We start from the raw sequence: 16,209 nt of genomic DNA on the forward strand, positions 1-16,209 counted from the left end.
CGCACACCAAAGTGGTTCAATGATGATTAGGCTCTCCCAACCATCATTGATAATCTACTTAATGGTCAATGTGGTAAGGCTGATAAACTGGTTCCCATACATTGTCTGCAAGCTCCTCCTCAAATCCTGCTTCATTAACCCCAGCAAGCCCTTCCAATATTGCCTGCTTCCCGACTGCTTTGGCTACAGCAAGACTAATTGAGCGGAGGTTTGCCAATGGGGGTAATAGATTAGCCGATTTATTTTCTCGGGCTGGAGAGCATTCGGCAAGCGCTAGGGCGGCCGCTTTGATCATTCCATCGGAAACCAGTTTTGCCTTGGAAGAGATAATTCCTAAAGCTAAACCGGGAAAAATGTATGAATTATTTGTTTGATCAATATGATATTCTTTCCCTTTGTACTGTACAGGCTCGAAAGGACTTCCTGTTCCAATTAAGGCACGACCTTCCGTCCAATTCAACAGATCTTGGGGTATTGCTTCACTATGAGAAGTTGGATTAGAAAGCGGGAAAATAACGGGGCGATCGGTATACTTTGCCATTGTACGGACCACTTCTTCAGTAAATGCACCTTGTTGGGCTGAAACGCCAATAAGCACCGTCGGCTTAACATTGCGAACCACATCGAGCAATCCGATTTCTTCTGAATTGCTAAGCTGCCATCCAGATACTTCGGAGCGTTTACGCGCAAAAGTAGCCTGATCCGCAGTCAATCCTTTCCCCCCTTCAACAAGAAGTCCGTATCTATCCACCGCATAGATACGATCGCCGGCTTCTTGATCGCTTAATCCTGCATCTTTAAGAGCCCCTCGTATCAATTCAGCAATTCCATGTCCCGTGCCACCAAAACCTACAAATACGATTTTTTGTTCTTTCAGTGGAATTCCAGTGACATTAATAGCAGAAAGTAAGGTCCCTGTTGCCATCGCTGCAGTTCCTTGGATGTCATCATTAAATGTGCACAGTTGATCTCGATAACGGGCCAATAACCGTGTTGCATTTACGCCTGCAAAATCTTCCCATTGTAGAAGAACATGCGGCCAACGACGTTTCACTGCAGATACAAAAGTATCCACAAATGCATCATACTCTTCCCCACGAATACGATGATGTCGCCAACCAACATAAAGAGGATCTGCCAATCGTTCTTCATTATCCGTTCCCACATCCAGTAAAATAGGCAAGCAATATTGTGGCGGAATGCCAGCCAAAGCAGTATAAAGTGCCATTTTACCAATAGGGATTCCCATGCCTCCCGCGCCTTGGTCACCCAGACCGAGAATACGCTCACCATCACTTACAACAATACACTTGATTAAATCATAACGGGGATGAGAAAAAATTTGATCAATCAAATGCTTATTAGGATAACTAAGAAATAGACCTCGTGGTTTGCGAAATATTTCACTGAATTTCTGACATCCCTCACCAACTACGGGGGTATAAACTATAGGGAGCATTTCCTCAATATTATTAATAATCAACGAGTAAAACAGTGTTTCATTATTATCTTGGAGACCCCGTAGGAAACTGTACTTTTCTAATGGAGTAGACAATTCAGTCAATCCGTCGTAGCGACGTTTTTGCTGCTCTTGCAAAGTACTCACTTGAGGAGGCAATAAACCGTGAAGAGAAAAGTCATCCCGTTCATGATCAGTAAATGCGGTCCCTTTATTTAATCTGGAATTATTCAACAGATTATAACCGGTCAATTTGGTTTTAATGGTTCCTTCTTTGAGATATTGAGTTTCCTGAGCTGATTTTTTCATTTTTCAAGGTCCTTTTTAATGAAGTATTTTAAACTGCACAACTGTTTATTCGGGTAAAGGGATCCATTCTTTATCATCGCCAGGTATGGTCCCAAACCGCCCTTCGCTCCAATCCAATTTTGCCTGCTCAATTCGTTCCTTAGAACTGGCTACAAAATTCCACCAAAGATATCGCCGTTGTTCAAGTGGGGGCCCACCTAAGATAATCATATGGACCTCAGAAGTAGCTGTTATTTTGACTTCAACTCCTGTTTTAAGGATAAGCATGCTAGTTGCGTTATACGGAATGTTCTCAATAGTTATCTTACCACTTAAAAGATAAATTGCTCGCTCTTCTACTGTGGATGGAATACTAAATTGAATGTGAGGTTTTAATTTACATTCGACAAAAAGTGCACCATTCGGAGCAATAACCGATGATTTAGAGCCCATCCATTCGCCAGTAACAATTCGCAAACTCATATTTTTATCATCATTATATATAGGAATGGCACTTTTATCATAATGGGTGAATGAAGGATTGGTTTCTTCTTTGTTAAGAGCTAATGCGAGCCAGCATTGAATGCCAAAGAAGTGATGTGGATAGAAACGAGCTTCATATGGCGTACGCTCTGAATGAGCAATACCTCGACCTGCTGTCATTAAATTAACTTCGCCAGGAACAATAATTTGACAACTGCCAAGTGTATCTCGATGTTCCAATTTTCCAGAAAATAGATACGTCATGGTTGATAAACCAATATGTGGATGCGGAAGTATATCGATTCCTCCTCCCGTTAGCAGTTCGCTTGGTCCTGCTTGATCCCAAAAAACAAAAGGGCCTACAGTTTTTTTCTCCTTAGAGGGGATTATACGCTCTACTTGAAATCCACCCAGATCAACTGCCCGAGGGAGCAACACTACACTAACTTGTTCCGGACATCCTTGAGTCTCACATATTGGGTCATTCGCATTAAAGTAACTCATTCTTGATCTTCTCCCTTAGACCACAATATCCTGCTCTGACTATTGAAATAAGCATAGCTCAAATTAAGAATTAAGCAGAGTATCGGAAATCAAAGCGCTTACAGCGAGTACCCGTATCAGTAAAAAAACATCATGCTTCTTTCTCCACAAGATAAGAGATAAAAGCACAGGGATAAAAATTTTCTACCTGGTTTTAATTCAATTTTGTACATGTTTGCTTAAATTTTGCAGCAAACTCATTTAAGGTATTTTGTGTTAGCTTGGAATTACCTGCCGCAATATAAGAAATGAATAATTGGTTAAAGCATGACTGGAGTGCACCTTGATTAGGCATTTCTTTGGTATCTGCGATAGTTCCCAGATCAACATAATCAAATTTCAACTGTGCATTGGAATCCACCTTATAATATGCTTTAGCAACACAACAAATAGCGCAAGCAGCCAAATCATCATATGCTTTAACCCTAGGATCAGGCTCTTTGGATAAAGCAATAAGATCATAGGCGGTAAGATTTTGACTAAAGATTAAGTGATGGTTGCTTTCGGACACGTTTTGTAAACCCCCATTACAACGATCACCCCCTGCTAAAGTTTCAAGATTCAAAATATCCGCCTTTTTTCTCTTTACAAGATGGATGGCAGTAAAAACTCCAGTGCCACCACCACTATTAAGAGTGTAAAGCCAATATAATTTTTCTCCTGCATTAAAGAACTTATAATAGCTATACCCTTGGGCTGAATCTGAAAATTCGGGATCTTGCCAATTATAACCTATAAAACCTTCCGCAATAAGCTTCGAGTTTTGCCCTTTCATAACATAATTTTCTTTTGCTAAACCGCATTGATTCAAATCAATTTCATTTCCTTCCATATTAAAAAAACACAACGCATCCACTGGTTTATCATGAAATATAAAATCAGCAGGAATAGCTGCCCCGATTTCTCCAGCAAAAAGATATGAAAAGAAACAAAAACAAACGGTTCTAACCCACATATTAAAATATCCTTAAATTGCTAGATTACAAGCGCACATACCGACATCATATGTGGATTCTAAAATTTTATTCTACAGAATAGACCATTCCGGTTTGCGCACCTTCGACACTTTTGCTAAATGCCAAGGCAACTCGACTCGCCGGCACCGATTCAAAACCACGAAAAAAAGGAGCATAACGATTCATTGATTCCGATATGACCGTAGGACTTACTGAATTAATACGAAGATGATGAGGCATTTCGATCGCAGCACTTTTGACAAAAGAATCAATCGCGCCATTGACCATAGCGGCAGATGTCCCCATCGGAATGGGATCATGGCTTAAAATACCGCTGGTTAAAGTAAATGAACCGCACTTATTAATGTATTTAAGGCCAGCCAATACCAGTCTGATTTGTCCCATTAATTTACTATTCAAGCCCACGGTATATTGTTCTTCAGTGAAGTTCGTTAATGTTTCAAAGTAAACTTCCCCAGTGACCGAGACAACCGCATCGAATGAACCCACCGATTGGTAAAGCTTTTCAATTGAATGTGCATCCCTAATGTCTGCTTGAAAATCACCCGTTGTATGCCCTACGGTAATCACTGTATGACGTTGCGAAAGCTCTTTACAGACTGCTTCACCTATTATTCCAGTTCCTCCGACTACAATAATTTTCATTTGCGTTTCCTTTTGCTAAGATCGAGACCTCAAAACATATAATAGACACCCTTTCCAATTTTGGCTCATTCCAACCCGTATAATTGTTCTAAAATGTCATCAATCTCTTTTTGTGTAGTGGAAATTTCTGTGCCTGATTTACAATTCATTTTATTCGCGTCCGTTAATAATCTATAGGAACGATGCAAATCAGTCCGTGCGTTAAACCAATATTCTTTTAATATGAACTGTCCACTACGGTCTACTAATTTCGCAGATTCTTGGATTATGGATGAGCAGGAATTTGTTTGATCAACGTTTAATGCTTCAATTTTTAGCGACACTTCATGACATTGATTTGCAAGAAAGGTTTTTTCTTCCTCGGGCATACCGTATGCTGAGCATGATAATAAGAAAAAAGCAGCAACGGACAGAAGATTTTTTAACATGTGATGATCCTTTATCTATTTAAGTCCAATTTTCACATGGAATTCTTACATGAGTAGTTCGACTTTTCAATCTTCCTATACCAATTAAAGCGCAACAAATAAAGTTCGACTAATAAAATTTATTATTATAAAATAACAATCATTCTGTAAATATAAAGTTCATTATGTTCGAATTTATTCACTCGACCACACTCCTAGCATCGAGCCTAAGCGATTTACATAAGAGATTAAAAGGATTCCACATCGATACAAAAAAGAGTGGAATTCCCTTTATGACCACAGCATCCCGGTTAGCATTAGATGGAAAAGATCAGCACGTAGAGTGGTTGCGACAGTTGGGAGCGAGTGTTGATTGCATTGCTCGCGGTTATGCAATGGCCAAAAACAAAAATATATATGTTGAGGATTATTTAAACGAACACCAAGTAAGTATTGATGCTATTGCTGAAGGTTATGCATTAGCTGGTGTTATCCTAAAAGTCAACGAATATCAATACATATATAAAGCAAGCATCGATGCGATTGCCAGAGCCTATGCTACCAGTAAAAATTATGAGAAGACGGAATATTATCGTAAGACACTTGGTGCAAGCGTTCATGCGATCGCTGCAGGCTATGCTTTGGCTGGTGAGGATTCCCAGGTAGAACTCTATCGAAAGGAATATTCAGCAAGCGTTCATGAAATTGCCGGAGGTTATGCTTTAGCCGGAAATGATGACAAGGTTGAAATTTTTCGCAGCGAATATAAAGCAAATGTAGATATTATTGCTAAAAATTATGCTTTGGCTGGAAATGATGAGAAAGTTGAAGTCTATCGAACAAAGCATGGAGCAAAAGTTAATGCCATTGCTCAAGGTTATGCTCAGGCCGGAAATCATAAGAAAGCTGAAGAATATCGTACCAAACATGGAGCAAGTGTTGATGCAATTGCCCAAGGTTATGCACAGGGTGGCTATCATAAGCACGTTGAAGAATATCAGACCAAACATTCAGCCAGTTTTAATGCAATTGCCCAAGGTTACGCTTTTGTTGGAAATCACAAAAAGGTTGAAACATATAAATCGACACATAAAGCAAGCCCTTCTGTGATTGTTCAAGGTTATGCTCTCGCCGGAAATCATGAGAAAGTTAAAGAATACTTTAACAATCATCTAGTAAGTGTGACCGACGTTGCTAAGTGTTATGTTTTAGCAGGAAATGATAAACAGGTAGAGGTTTATCGTAATCTTGGTGCTGATAGTAATGTGATTGCCCAATACTATGCACGAACTAATAATCATAAGATGGTTGAACATTTTCGAACAAAGCTTAATGCTGGTGTTAATATGATTGCTCAAGGTTACGTGTTGGCTGGAAATCATGAGCGAGTTGAATTTTATCGTACAAAAAATGGAGCCGGACCCAATGAGATAGCTCGAAGTTATGCGCTGGCTGGAAATCATGAAAAAGTAGATGAATATCGGGTAACACATCAAGCCAAAGCCGATGTAATCATTGTAGGCTATATTTTAGCTGGAAATCATGGGAAGGTTGAAGAATACCGCGTGAAACATGGTGCAAGCATTGAGAAAATTATCCAAGAGTATGCTTCCCTTGGAAATAAGAAAAAAGTCAGAGAATATGACATCAGTGCACTCCTTACCGGCTATCTTGAGGATAGAAAAAAAGTAGTGGATTCTAAAGGGAATACTAAAGAGTATTTTCATAATTTTTTTACCCCCTTTCAGAAAAGTTTTAAACAAAAAAGGGAAGCGGTTGATGCCGTACGCGAAGCCTTAAAGGGAAAGCACGTTGATTTAACCCCGCATATACCGACTTTGGAAAACGGTAATTTAGGTAAAGAATTAAGCGCCTTTATTAAGGCAGGTAAAGCCGACTGCCTTTTGGGTCAGGAGGTGCGTACAATCAGAAGTTTTGTGAGTGCATTGCAACAGAAAAATCAGCCTCACCCTACAGTCCCTTGAAATTTATTATACGGCTCAAATCAGATTCGACGGAATAATTCGAAGTATCGAGTCTGATCCATTGGTTCAGTAACCTCTGATAGACTCATTTTTAAATTTTAATTTGTCTAATTTAAAATTGCGATATATTCTAGATTTTCATCAGAGTTCTGGCATATTTTGTAGATTTTGCTTTAACACTCGGTTTCTTTGTTTCAAGAGGCTGTACATGAACAGCACATCAACAGAGATAGGTAGCAACAAAAAAGCAGATTATGCAAAAGCTCTGTTATCGATAAGTTATAAGGACTATTATGCACCGGTTTATGAATAGAGTTTTATATAACATCCTTTTTTTAGTGAGCACTTCTGTTCTTGCTTCTCCTGTTGAAATTAATCTTGAGCCTAATAAATCAGTGGTTTTAACGAACACCAATAAACAGAAAATATCTATGCTTTGTGAAGTGCATGCCGTTTCAAGCGTAAAAAGCCAGATTTCTATTCAGATAATTCGTGGGAGAGGGACATTTAATGGAACTACATTTAAACAGGGTGATTTTTTAGTATCAACTGTAACCAACATGCAACAGATTCCTGTGTTAGCAGAGTCTGGCACTCAAGCGCAAGTTAATAATTTAGGCACTTATCCGATAAGATCAATCTGTAATTAAATAACCAGTTTGTAGGGCTGGTAGCCCTACTCCGATCTCATTGCTTACTTAATCCAATAAGCGGATCATATTCCCGACTCTGTTTTCCTACGCGATCATTATCCCAAATACCCTCTTATGTAAATCCTCTATCCGAGCCCCGTGTTCTTCCGTTTTTATTATGACTATTGTTTTTTATTTAAAAATTCAACCGTTTTAGAAGAATAAAAATTAAATTTTTAAAAATTCTATAGCTTACCGGTAATACATTGGCTATCCTCAGTGAGGAAGTAATCCATTTACCATCACAAGGAGTGACCGACTATGAATCGTTTCTTTTTAAAAGGAATCGGTATAGCTATTCTTGCAATGTTATGTTCCTTAGCTACTTATGCTGATACGCCCGACGATTTTCAATCTCGTTGTACTAATGCCTGGATGAAAAAAGCAGATGATGTAAAAGACAAAGTAGATTTTAAGAATTTTGGGGAAAAATATTGTGCCTGTGCAGCTAAACAACAATTAGATAGTGAAGCAGCCGTTCAAAAAGCCGCCCAGGTGTGTATCTCAAGAACATTGCTCCATGATGCGATGGATTCCATAGAAGCTGATGTTGGTTTAGATAAAGCCAAAGATAGTGATGTAACTGATTATTGTCAGGATCGCTGGGCCCTGGTTATTCCCAAACAATCTGACGAAGATAAAAAATTAATCACTACTTTCTGCGATTGTGCCAAACCCAAATTAGTGGATTTGCTCAAAAAATCCAATGATATGACGGACAAACAATATGACGCAGAAATTGATACTATTGCTGATGCTTGTGCCGAAAGTACTGCTGCTTCTTCCAAATCTGAACCTGCACCAGCCACTACATCAGCTCCAACTTCTACACCAGAACCTGCATCTAAACCTGCACATTAAGTAGTTTGAACCGTTGAAACCGTAACCCAGGTTGATTTGATAAATAGATCATCATGGGGTACGGTTCACATACATCACGCTTGATTTTCGCTGCTTTTGCCTTATATCTTATACAATCACGTAGGGTCCGACATATTAATGGAAACGTTCTCTAAGAATAAATACGGTCTTTTTAAGGAGTTAGCCCACCCTCTCCCCCAACAGGTTTGACAAGGTATAAACCGCTTGATACAGGCAATTTTTTCTTTGGTGATATAAATCATGCAGGTTCGAAACGCAATATGATATTCCAAACCCGCACCAATTTTTTTTGCTATAGCGTCACAATCCGGCTCTACCACCTGTGTTGCTAATGCTTCTGTTGCAGCAATTGATGCAACAGGGGTTAAATTACTATAGAGCTGGCTAAATTTATTGTCATAGAAGACCATCTCTTTTTCCAAACAATAAGCATATCTATCGCGAGTCAATGTAAACTGACATCTACCACTATAGTTAAGATAAGTTGCATGTACATGAGCCGAAAATAAAAAAAGACCTGAAAAAACGATATGTGATGTTTTTTTCACAAATATACTCCCTGTTTCGATAGAGTGCTTCATACTTCCATCGAGTTAATAGAGCTCCTTAAAATTACTATAAATGTTAATGCAACATTAATTCAACTAAACCATATGTTATGATAACAACCTGATAAAAGAGATAATAAAACGCATGCACTACTCTAAATTTGGTTATAGGATAAAACAACAGAAGGAAGGTTTTGGCTATTCCTGGCTATTCTTACCTGCTGGTCCAGGTTTAGGATCGGAATATCTCACGGATTTATGTAACACATTACATTTGCCTGGCTCTTCTTTTCTTTTAGACTTCCCTAAAGATGGCACCAATACTCAAGGTGAACTGGGTATTCAATATTGGCAAGATGGTTTAATTGATTTATTAAAATCATTTCCTAAACCGATATTGGTCACGCACAGTTTTTCAGGAATGTTCGCTTTAAATCTACCCGAATTAAAACACCATCTGGCCGGTTTAGTATTAATGAATACTACTCTGGAAAACAGTTTCTTCCAACATGTACATGCCATGCAGCAACTGTACCAGTTACCCGATCTGGTTCCTGCTGCCGGTCAATATCATTTGAATCCATCAAATGATACCTATAAAGAATTTTGGAACACTTATAAATATTATTGCTTTACATCCGATGAATTGGAGGCAGGAGAGAAAGTTATCGCTCTTTTTGCGTTTAATAATGCAGCTTATTATCATGCTATTGAACATTTTTATCCAAATTATTCCTGTAAATGGGTTCCAAAATTCATACCTACAATGACAATTGCGAGCGAACATGACTTTATTTGTCCGCCCAAAATCTTTGTCGAAAACCAAAGCTTTCAAGAAAAAAACATTATCAATAAAATAATCACTAAAGCAGGGCATCTACCATGGTTAGTTGCTTTCGAGCAAGTTCAACAGTGCTTTTCGGATTTTATAGATTCATTTTTAGAGGAGGGATAAATGTATCCGGTAACAACCATCAGCAGTTCCTTATTGGCTCTAGCTTATGTTTATCTCTCAATTTATGTTGTGACCTTGCGGCGAAAATATAAAATTACTATCGGCTGTAACGAATGTGTTGATCTGGAAAAGGCAATAAGAGCTCATGGCAATTTTAACGAATATGTTCCGCTCACATTGATATTGCTTTTTTGTGCGGAAGCAAATAAGGCTAGCTGGATAACTCTGTCTATCTTGGTATTTCTCTTTTTCCTGGGGCGATTTTTCCATGCATATGCATTTCTTCAGAAACAACATCATTTAAAATTTCGTGTCCAGGGAATGATTTTGACCTTTCTCGTAATTGCGTGCCTTTCATTTTTAAATTTGGCATTAATCCTTCTAAAATAATAAGCATACTTCTTATTTGATATTTTTGAGCCGATCCATTATTTTCTTTTAATAAAGATCATAAAGCCTAGGTTATGGATGACCAATCACCTTATCAATAAAAATATTGATATTTATAAATTTCCAAATGCGTTGGAATCCAATTTAGGCTCCATCACTCTCGGAGATTTACATGGCAATCCAATCAATCTCCTTCATTTCCTTTTTCGGCATCAAATAATTCGATTTAAAGATTCCGTTAAAAATGCTGAAACAGCCTATCAACAATTTGTAGCACTTTATGAAGAATATGGTGAGATCCTTGAAGAGTACCTGGAAGCTCGTACTCTTTTACAATTAACTCAAATCAAAATAGATAATGCAAAAGAACGCATTGCCCATCTTGATAAATTATTATCCGTTGAAGGCAACAATGAAACTCAACAGTATCAAGCCCTGCGGCAACAAACACTAGAAAAGTTACAAACAGCTGAAAAGGAACACCTAAAATTAAACAACAAGTTAACTGAACCTAAAGATAAGCTGTCTCATTATGTTGCCCAATTTAATCACTTCTTGGAACAGATAGAAGTCCATGATAATCAAACCATGATTCGCCTTCTTGGTGATGAAATTGCGGATCGTGGAAATTGTGATTACTTCACACTCAAAATTCTCAACTTACTTCAACAAAATCGTTGTCCCTTAAATATTCTTATCTCTAATCATGGCAGTGAGTTCCTCTACGCGTTCGAGCAGTTGATGGCAGGGAAACCTTTTTTGCCTGCAGGTTATATAGGCGATTTCCAAATCCCTTCATTTTGGGGACTTAAGCTCTTACTTGAAAACGATATAATTTCCCATGAAGAGCTAAGGCGTTTAGTCAATGAACACTATAAACCCACTTTAAAAGTACTGGACTACACAATAAGTGAGCAGGGAATTACTTTATTTAGTCACGCTCCCATCCGTTTTGATGCCATTCAATTGATGGCTAAAAGTTTGGGGGTAGACTATGATGACTCCACCGCTGAAGCTTTAGCAGCAACTATTGAACGAATAAATCATCAATTTCAATTCTATCTTGACAGTAATAGTGTTCACACTCTTTTTCATACGGATGCAATCCACGACAGAACCAATATGTTAGAACAAGAAAGAGCAGCATGGCCTTTAGTTTATCTTTTCTGGAACCGCTGGGATGCAACAAAAGAAACCGAAACAGCAAGACCAGTAATACACAATAACTACCATATTACTTATGTTCACGGACATGATGGTTTTCAAAGTCTCCTAGCACATATTTTCAATTTAGATACACTTTGTGGAAAGGAAGCACGCAAAACTGAAGAGAAACAAATCGAGCAGGTATTTCGCTATATTTTGGAGAATCGTGATAAAGCAGTGGATAAAACAACTGCAGAATTTTACCTGCGCAATGTTTTAAGATGTAAAGTGCTTAATTCAGATGAAGGCCCGTTAGCATATAAAGAACGAAACAAAGCAAGGAGCCAAAAAATTCTTCCGGATAATGAATTAAATAGCAGTATACAAAAACTAAGTCTCCTTGGTAGACCTGTAGTACCATCCCCAATATCATTCATGGAGTTAAACACCTTAAACAAAATCAATCCCAAAGAATTGATCCTTGCATCGAAGGAGGAAGAAATCGTCCTTCCCCCGGTGCGTTTAGTGAACTAAAGATTAAATGATTAATAAATCATGTAGCCTATGCTGCAATCAACTCGGGCTTGATATAAAGATGGCGCCCCTGAGCTTAGGCTACGATTGATGGATTATCTTTGATGCTGAAAGAATAGTTTTTTGTCACCATAATTTGAAGCCAATAAAGGACTTTCCAAGACTAAGGTGCCAATATGGTACTCTGTGCCTTGATATTCTCCATAGACTTCATATAGAGGTCCCATAGGTACTTGCAAGAACGAAACTCTAAAATCCTCTCGAGAGGTTTCCGGAATCAAATCTTTGACAGAGCTAGTGGGTCTAAAATAAAGTCGCTCAGGAAACACAGGTATCCCATTATATTTCCCTTCACTTGACCAGGCGGCCAAATGCCATAGAGGTAGATTATTCGCTGGGTCACGAGTAAATTCGAATATTTTCTCAATGGCAATCAAGGTCCAACTGGTAGGATGGGGGATTTGATTGGAAAAATCTTTTGCAAAATAATTCCAATTCTCTTTTTGTCCCTCAAGCAAATTCATGACGTGTAAATTTAAAGAAGAATGATTCGAGATTAAAATTTTAATTGCCATTCCCGGAATATAAGTATCATCTGCAGGTGGCGTGGCCAGAGAAAGACGTACAAGCCCAATTCCACCGGATTGATAAAAACCGGTGAACGGATGACCCTCTGCAGGAATCCAAGCAATTTTTCCTACCGAGCCATTCGCATGAATAATTTTTACCCGCCCCTCGGGCAGTTCATCACTGGCATAATCAAAGGTGGGTTTTAAGTTAAAAAGACCTTTTAATTTTTCGAGTACTTCGTTAAAGCTACTACCCGTTAATGGGGGTAATTGATCTTCTGCATTACTTAAGATGATTTCATTCCATAATAAATTTTGCTTTTCTGCAGCAGATAATTCCTGATAATCACAGGGTAACTGAGCATATAAACCAAAACTCAGGAACAAATAAACGAGTCCATGAATAACCAAAGTCAAACAACGGCGCATCCCAACCTCCTTGTCAAAGTTTAATTTTGTGACAGAGTATACGAAATAAGAGAGCTTTTCTAACATTTTTTTGAAAAATTCGTCGTATTTGGTGCAGCGCAGCGAAACCCGGGTTTATGTGATAGATACCGGGGTTAAATGAATAGGATGACAATTATGACTTCATAAAATGATCATAAATAGCGCGACTGGCAAGTGCAATAGCGCGGCTGCGAGGATAATCACTCGCTGATTTAGATTTAACATATACTGCAATTGCAATGTGTCCCTTATTCTTGGGTAAAGTAATAATCCCAACATCACTGACAAAACGATACAGTTTTTTGGAACCGGGATATCGTAAATAATCCCGTTCATAAATTGACCAAGTCCCCGTTTTATGAGCTACCTTCACATTGGGTGGTAGTAACCCTTTTATTCTACTTCGACCCGTTCGGCATTGCTCCATAATATTCATCAGAAGATCAGTACTCGATTCCGAGAGTGCTTCCTTTTTGTATAATTTAACGAGTAATTTTGCCATATCATCAGGCGTTGTGGTGTCGCGAATATCTTTTTCAAAACGTTGCCATGCTTGCTGCTTTTCTTTGAGAGGCACACGATTGGATATTTTTTGCCAGGAAGAGATAGGTTGACGTTTTCTTAAAAATGAATGGTCTACATGGTTGGTATCCAAAAACATTTCCATAATAGATCGATTAATAAAAATATTTTTAAATCCCAGTACGCTCATCCGTTTTGCTACATATTTAGGCCCATTAGCCGCTTGTAATAACGCATCACTCGCACTGTTATCACTATTTTTGAGTGTATGCATCAATATCTGCTTTAATGAAATGCTGAGTTTTTTCTTTTCAAATAGATAGTGCAATGCTCCAGAACCTGGAACAGAATCACTCGAGTCCATTTTAATCACGCGATCTAAGGAGTCTTTTTTTTCATCGACACGGTGCAGAAATGCCATTGCGATGGGTAACTTGATAGTACTTGCCATGAAAAAACGCTGGTTACTATTGTGTGTAATTGTTTTATTTTTCTCTATGTAGATAGCAGTAATCCCCATTACTGTATTCGAATTCTTTTCGATAGCTTGTAATTTTTTAATGAGTTCAGCCTCGCTAGGAGCCGTAAAACCATTCACTGAAAACACAAAACAAAAAAGCCAACATATTAAGGTACTTTTTTTCCTTAAAATATTGACGCATTGCGCCAGTAATTTTATTTTCATAAAGTATTAATCCATTTCTCATTATTTTTATTCAATATTTTTTAGCGTACCTATTGTGTAAATAGGTCCATTTCTGGGTAGTTCAACTCATGTGATCCACGTAATTAGACATTTCCCTATCCGCATGTAACAGTCCATAGTTTTTATGAAGGTGTGGCCTTGATAAGGGTGTACTTTGTATCAATGAGACGGTACAAATTACTATTCAATTTTTTATTCTATTTTTAGGTTGATTACAACCTATTTTACATTTCAACCCGACAATCTGTTTATCATTTTTTTGAAAATTAATCACTCATGTTTGAGATGATATAATTTTTACGCATGGAACAAAAGATGACAATTCAAATGTCTTCGATGAAGTTCATATAAGCCCGATAAAGGATATGCCGTTTTGGAACGCAATAATGTATAATCCTGAATCAAATTTGAGCTTCCACCTGCAAATAAGTATGTTCCATATATTCCAGTAATGCTTCCTTATTGACTGGCATTTGAGTTAAACCAATATATTTATCCGGACGAATCAAGACGGCAGTGGCTTGATTGAGTTTAAAGTACTGATGCATTTTTTGATTCTCGTCAATTAATAGCGACATCTCTTCAACAGGTAATGTTATTTCAGAATTAGAACATATTATGTGTGTTTGGATTAACCCTTTAAATCGCTCCTCCATAGCGGCTGCAATTTTAAATAAAAGAGCGGATTGATTCGATGCAAGACCAGTAAACAATAATAAATGATGTCGTATCCCTTGGGTTATTTGGTGTAACTCCTTTTTCTCTTTACTGTGGGCATCAACCAAAGGAAAATCAAGAAGAAATCCACCTATTTTGAACTGCGTCTTTTGACCCAGAACTCTTACGATGGGGCTCTTAGCATAATTCACGGACAATTCAGCCAGATCATTAAGGATGAAATTTTTCATCGCATCAAACGACATGGCATTATGTAAAATAAAATTGCGTAACCTAATTAGCAATGGATTGCTTATCATAATTAAATGGGTCATTACCCCGGTTTTTTTCAAAACTCCTGCTGCAATGGGGTGACGTTCACTGTGGTAACTATCCAGTAAGGCATCATGTGCCAATCCTTTATGTACGAGCGCTAATTTCCAAGCCAAATTATAGATATCTTGTAAGCCAGTGTTTAAACCTTGTCCCCCCATAGGACTATGAACATGCGCTGCATCACCTGCAAAAAATACCCGACCATAACGATAATTTTGGATCTGTTTGTGATCGATACCGAATTGGCTGATCCAAACAGGATCATGAAGTGTGGCTGGATCCGTACATCGCAATTTAAAAGCCTGGACTATATCCTCCATTGTGGGCTCCTGGCTCATAATTTTTCCGGGGGCGGTCATAACGATACGATATCGTTTGTCTCCCATGGGAAAGCATGCGGCTGGACCTTTGTCACTGACATAAAGAATAAATTTATCTTCAGGTAATTTCCAATCAATCAATACATCAGCCAACCACCATGTTTGCTTATACGAAGAACCTATAAATTCGGCATTAACTTGCTTTCTTAAGGTACTATGTGAACCATCACACGCAATAACCCAACTCGCCTGAACTACTTCGATACGGCCATCAACATGTTTTAGGGTAGATACGACATGATTGGAGGCTTGTTCTATTTGTGTAAGTTCCGTTTGCCACTCAACATGCAATCCTCTATCAATCAACCCTTGATGGAGAATTTGTTCTGTTTTACTTTGTGGAAGATCAATAACAAAATGGTAATTTGCTTCGACGTTTGCATAGGTTGCATGAATTAACTCTTGACCTTTAGATTTAAACAAGACGCCATCAACTTTATGTCCTTGAATCAGAATTTCTTCGATAAAACCACAATCCCTAAGAAGATCAAGTGTTCGAATATGAATCGCTAATGCTTTGGATTTATCACTAGTTGTTAACTTTTTATCAATTATCCGACAATTCAAACCCTGACGAGTTAGTTCATTTGCACAAAATAAACCCACAGGTCCAGCCCCAACAACCAGCACATCTAGTAATTCGTCCGACATAGTC

The 16,209-nt window shown here is 38.1% G+C and carries 15 protein-coding genes; 6 read left to right on the forward strand and 9 right to left on the reverse strand.

The window, feature by feature from the left end; all coding sequences use genetic code 11:
• Positions 1 to 58: 58 nt before the first annotated feature.
• From HBNCFIEN_RS14300 to HBNCFIEN_RS14320, 5 genes are all read right to left on the reverse strand, one after another.
• The gene (locus tag HBNCFIEN_RS14300; protein WP_182391723.1) at positions 59 to 1,768 is read right to left on the reverse strand and encodes an NAD-dependent malic enzyme; all 1,710 of its coding nucleotides are present in this window, start codon (positions 1,766 to 1,768) and stop codon (positions 59 to 61) included.
• A gap of 45 nt (positions 1,769 to 1,813) precedes the next feature.
• A complete protein-coding gene (locus tag HBNCFIEN_RS14305; protein WP_182391725.1) occupies positions 1,814 to 2,734 on the reverse strand; it encodes a pirin family protein in 921 nt (306 codons plus the stop codon).
• Between the two features lie 193 nt (positions 2,735 to 2,927).
• Positions 2,928 to 3,728, reverse strand: coding sequence for a hypothetical protein (locus HBNCFIEN_RS14310; RefSeq protein WP_182391726.1), 801 nt, complete (start codon positions 3,726 to 3,728; stop codon positions 2,928 to 2,930).
• 67 nt (positions 3,729 to 3,795) lie between these two features.
• Entirely contained in the window at positions 3,796 to 4,395 is a 600-nt protein-coding gene (locus HBNCFIEN_RS14315) for a short chain dehydrogenase (protein WP_182391727.1), read from the reverse strand.
• Between the two features lie 65 nt (positions 4,396 to 4,460).
• Positions 4,461 to 4,823, reverse strand: a complete 363-nt coding sequence (locus HBNCFIEN_RS14320) for a hypothetical protein (protein WP_182391728.1) — start codon at positions 4,821 to 4,823, stop codon at positions 4,461 to 4,463.
• Between the two features lie 272 nt (positions 4,824 to 5,095).
• Here HBNCFIEN_RS14320 and HBNCFIEN_RS14325 point away from each other — a divergent pair, with 272 nt between their 5' ends.
• The 3 genes from HBNCFIEN_RS14325 (at position 5,096) to HBNCFIEN_RS14335 (ending at position 8,340) form a co-directional block, all read left to right on the forward strand.
• Positions 5,096 to 6,787: a hypothetical protein gene (locus HBNCFIEN_RS14325; protein WP_182391729.1), complete on the forward strand. Its 1,692-nt coding sequence runs from the start codon at positions 5,096 to 5,098 to the stop codon at positions 6,785 to 6,787.
• A gap of 293 nt (positions 6,788 to 7,080) precedes the next feature.
• The gene (locus HBNCFIEN_RS14330; protein ID WP_182391730.1) at positions 7,081 to 7,437 is read left to right on the forward strand and encodes a hypothetical protein; all 357 of its coding nucleotides are present in this window, start codon (positions 7,081 to 7,083) and stop codon (positions 7,435 to 7,437) included.
• A 303-nt stretch (positions 7,438 to 7,740) separates the two neighbouring features.
• Entirely contained in the window at positions 7,741 to 8,340 is a 600-nt protein-coding gene (locus HBNCFIEN_RS14335; RefSeq protein ID WP_182391731.1) for a hypothetical protein, read from the forward strand.
• Between the two features lie 116 nt (positions 8,341 to 8,456).
• Here HBNCFIEN_RS14335 and HBNCFIEN_RS14340 read toward each other — a convergent pair whose 3' ends face one another.
• Positions 8,457 to 8,909 (reverse strand): hypothetical protein, encoded by a 453-nt coding sequence (locus tag HBNCFIEN_RS14340; protein WP_255464233.1) that lies wholly within the window; start codon positions 8,907 to 8,909, stop codon positions 8,457 to 8,459.
• A gap of 145 nt (positions 8,910 to 9,054) precedes the next feature.
• Between HBNCFIEN_RS14340 and HBNCFIEN_RS14345 the strand changes: the two genes are divergently transcribed.
• The 3 genes from HBNCFIEN_RS14345 (at position 9,055) to wip (ending at position 11,934) form a co-directional block, all read left to right on the forward strand.
• Positions 9,055 to 9,864, forward strand: coding sequence for an alpha/beta fold hydrolase (locus HBNCFIEN_RS14345; RefSeq protein ID WP_182391738.1), 810 nt, complete (start codon positions 9,055 to 9,057; stop codon positions 9,862 to 9,864).
• The gene (locus tag HBNCFIEN_RS14350) at positions 9,865 to 10,254 is read left to right on the forward strand and encodes an MAPEG family protein (RefSeq protein WP_182391739.1); all 390 of its coding nucleotides are present in this window, start codon (positions 9,865 to 9,867) and stop codon (positions 10,252 to 10,254) included.
• Positions 10,255 to 10,332: 78 nt separating this feature from the next.
• Positions 10,333 to 11,934 carry a Dot/Icm T4SS effector Wip gene (wip, locus tag HBNCFIEN_RS14355; protein ID WP_182391740.1) on the forward strand — a complete coding sequence of 534 codons (1,602 nt, stop codon included), beginning with the start codon at positions 10,333 to 10,335 and terminating at the stop codon, positions 11,932 to 11,934.
• A gap of 95 nt (positions 11,935 to 12,029) precedes the next feature.
• Here wip and HBNCFIEN_RS14360 read toward each other — a convergent pair whose 3' ends face one another.
• The 3 genes from HBNCFIEN_RS14360 to HBNCFIEN_RS14370 form a co-directional block, all read right to left on the reverse strand.
• Positions 12,030 to 12,932, reverse strand: a complete 903-nt coding sequence (locus HBNCFIEN_RS14360; protein WP_182391741.1) for a hypothetical protein — start codon at positions 12,930 to 12,932, stop codon at positions 12,030 to 12,032.
• 154 nt (positions 12,933 to 13,086) lie between these two features.
• Positions 13,087 to 14,160 (reverse strand): class A beta-lactamase, encoded by a 1,074-nt coding sequence (gene bla / locus HBNCFIEN_RS14365; protein ID WP_182391742.1) that lies wholly within the window; start codon positions 14,158 to 14,160, stop codon positions 13,087 to 13,089.
• Positions 14,161 to 14,582: 422 nt separating this feature from the next.
• Positions 14,583 to 16,205, reverse strand: a complete 1,623-nt coding sequence (locus HBNCFIEN_RS14370) for an FAD-dependent monooxygenase (protein WP_182391743.1) — start codon at positions 16,203 to 16,205, stop codon at positions 14,583 to 14,585.
• Positions 16,206 to 16,209: the final 4 nt, after the last annotated feature.

The organism is Legionella sp. PC997, from assembly GCF_014109825.1.
Taxonomy (GTDB): Bacteria; Pseudomonadota; Gammaproteobacteria; order Legionellales; family Legionellaceae; genus Legionella.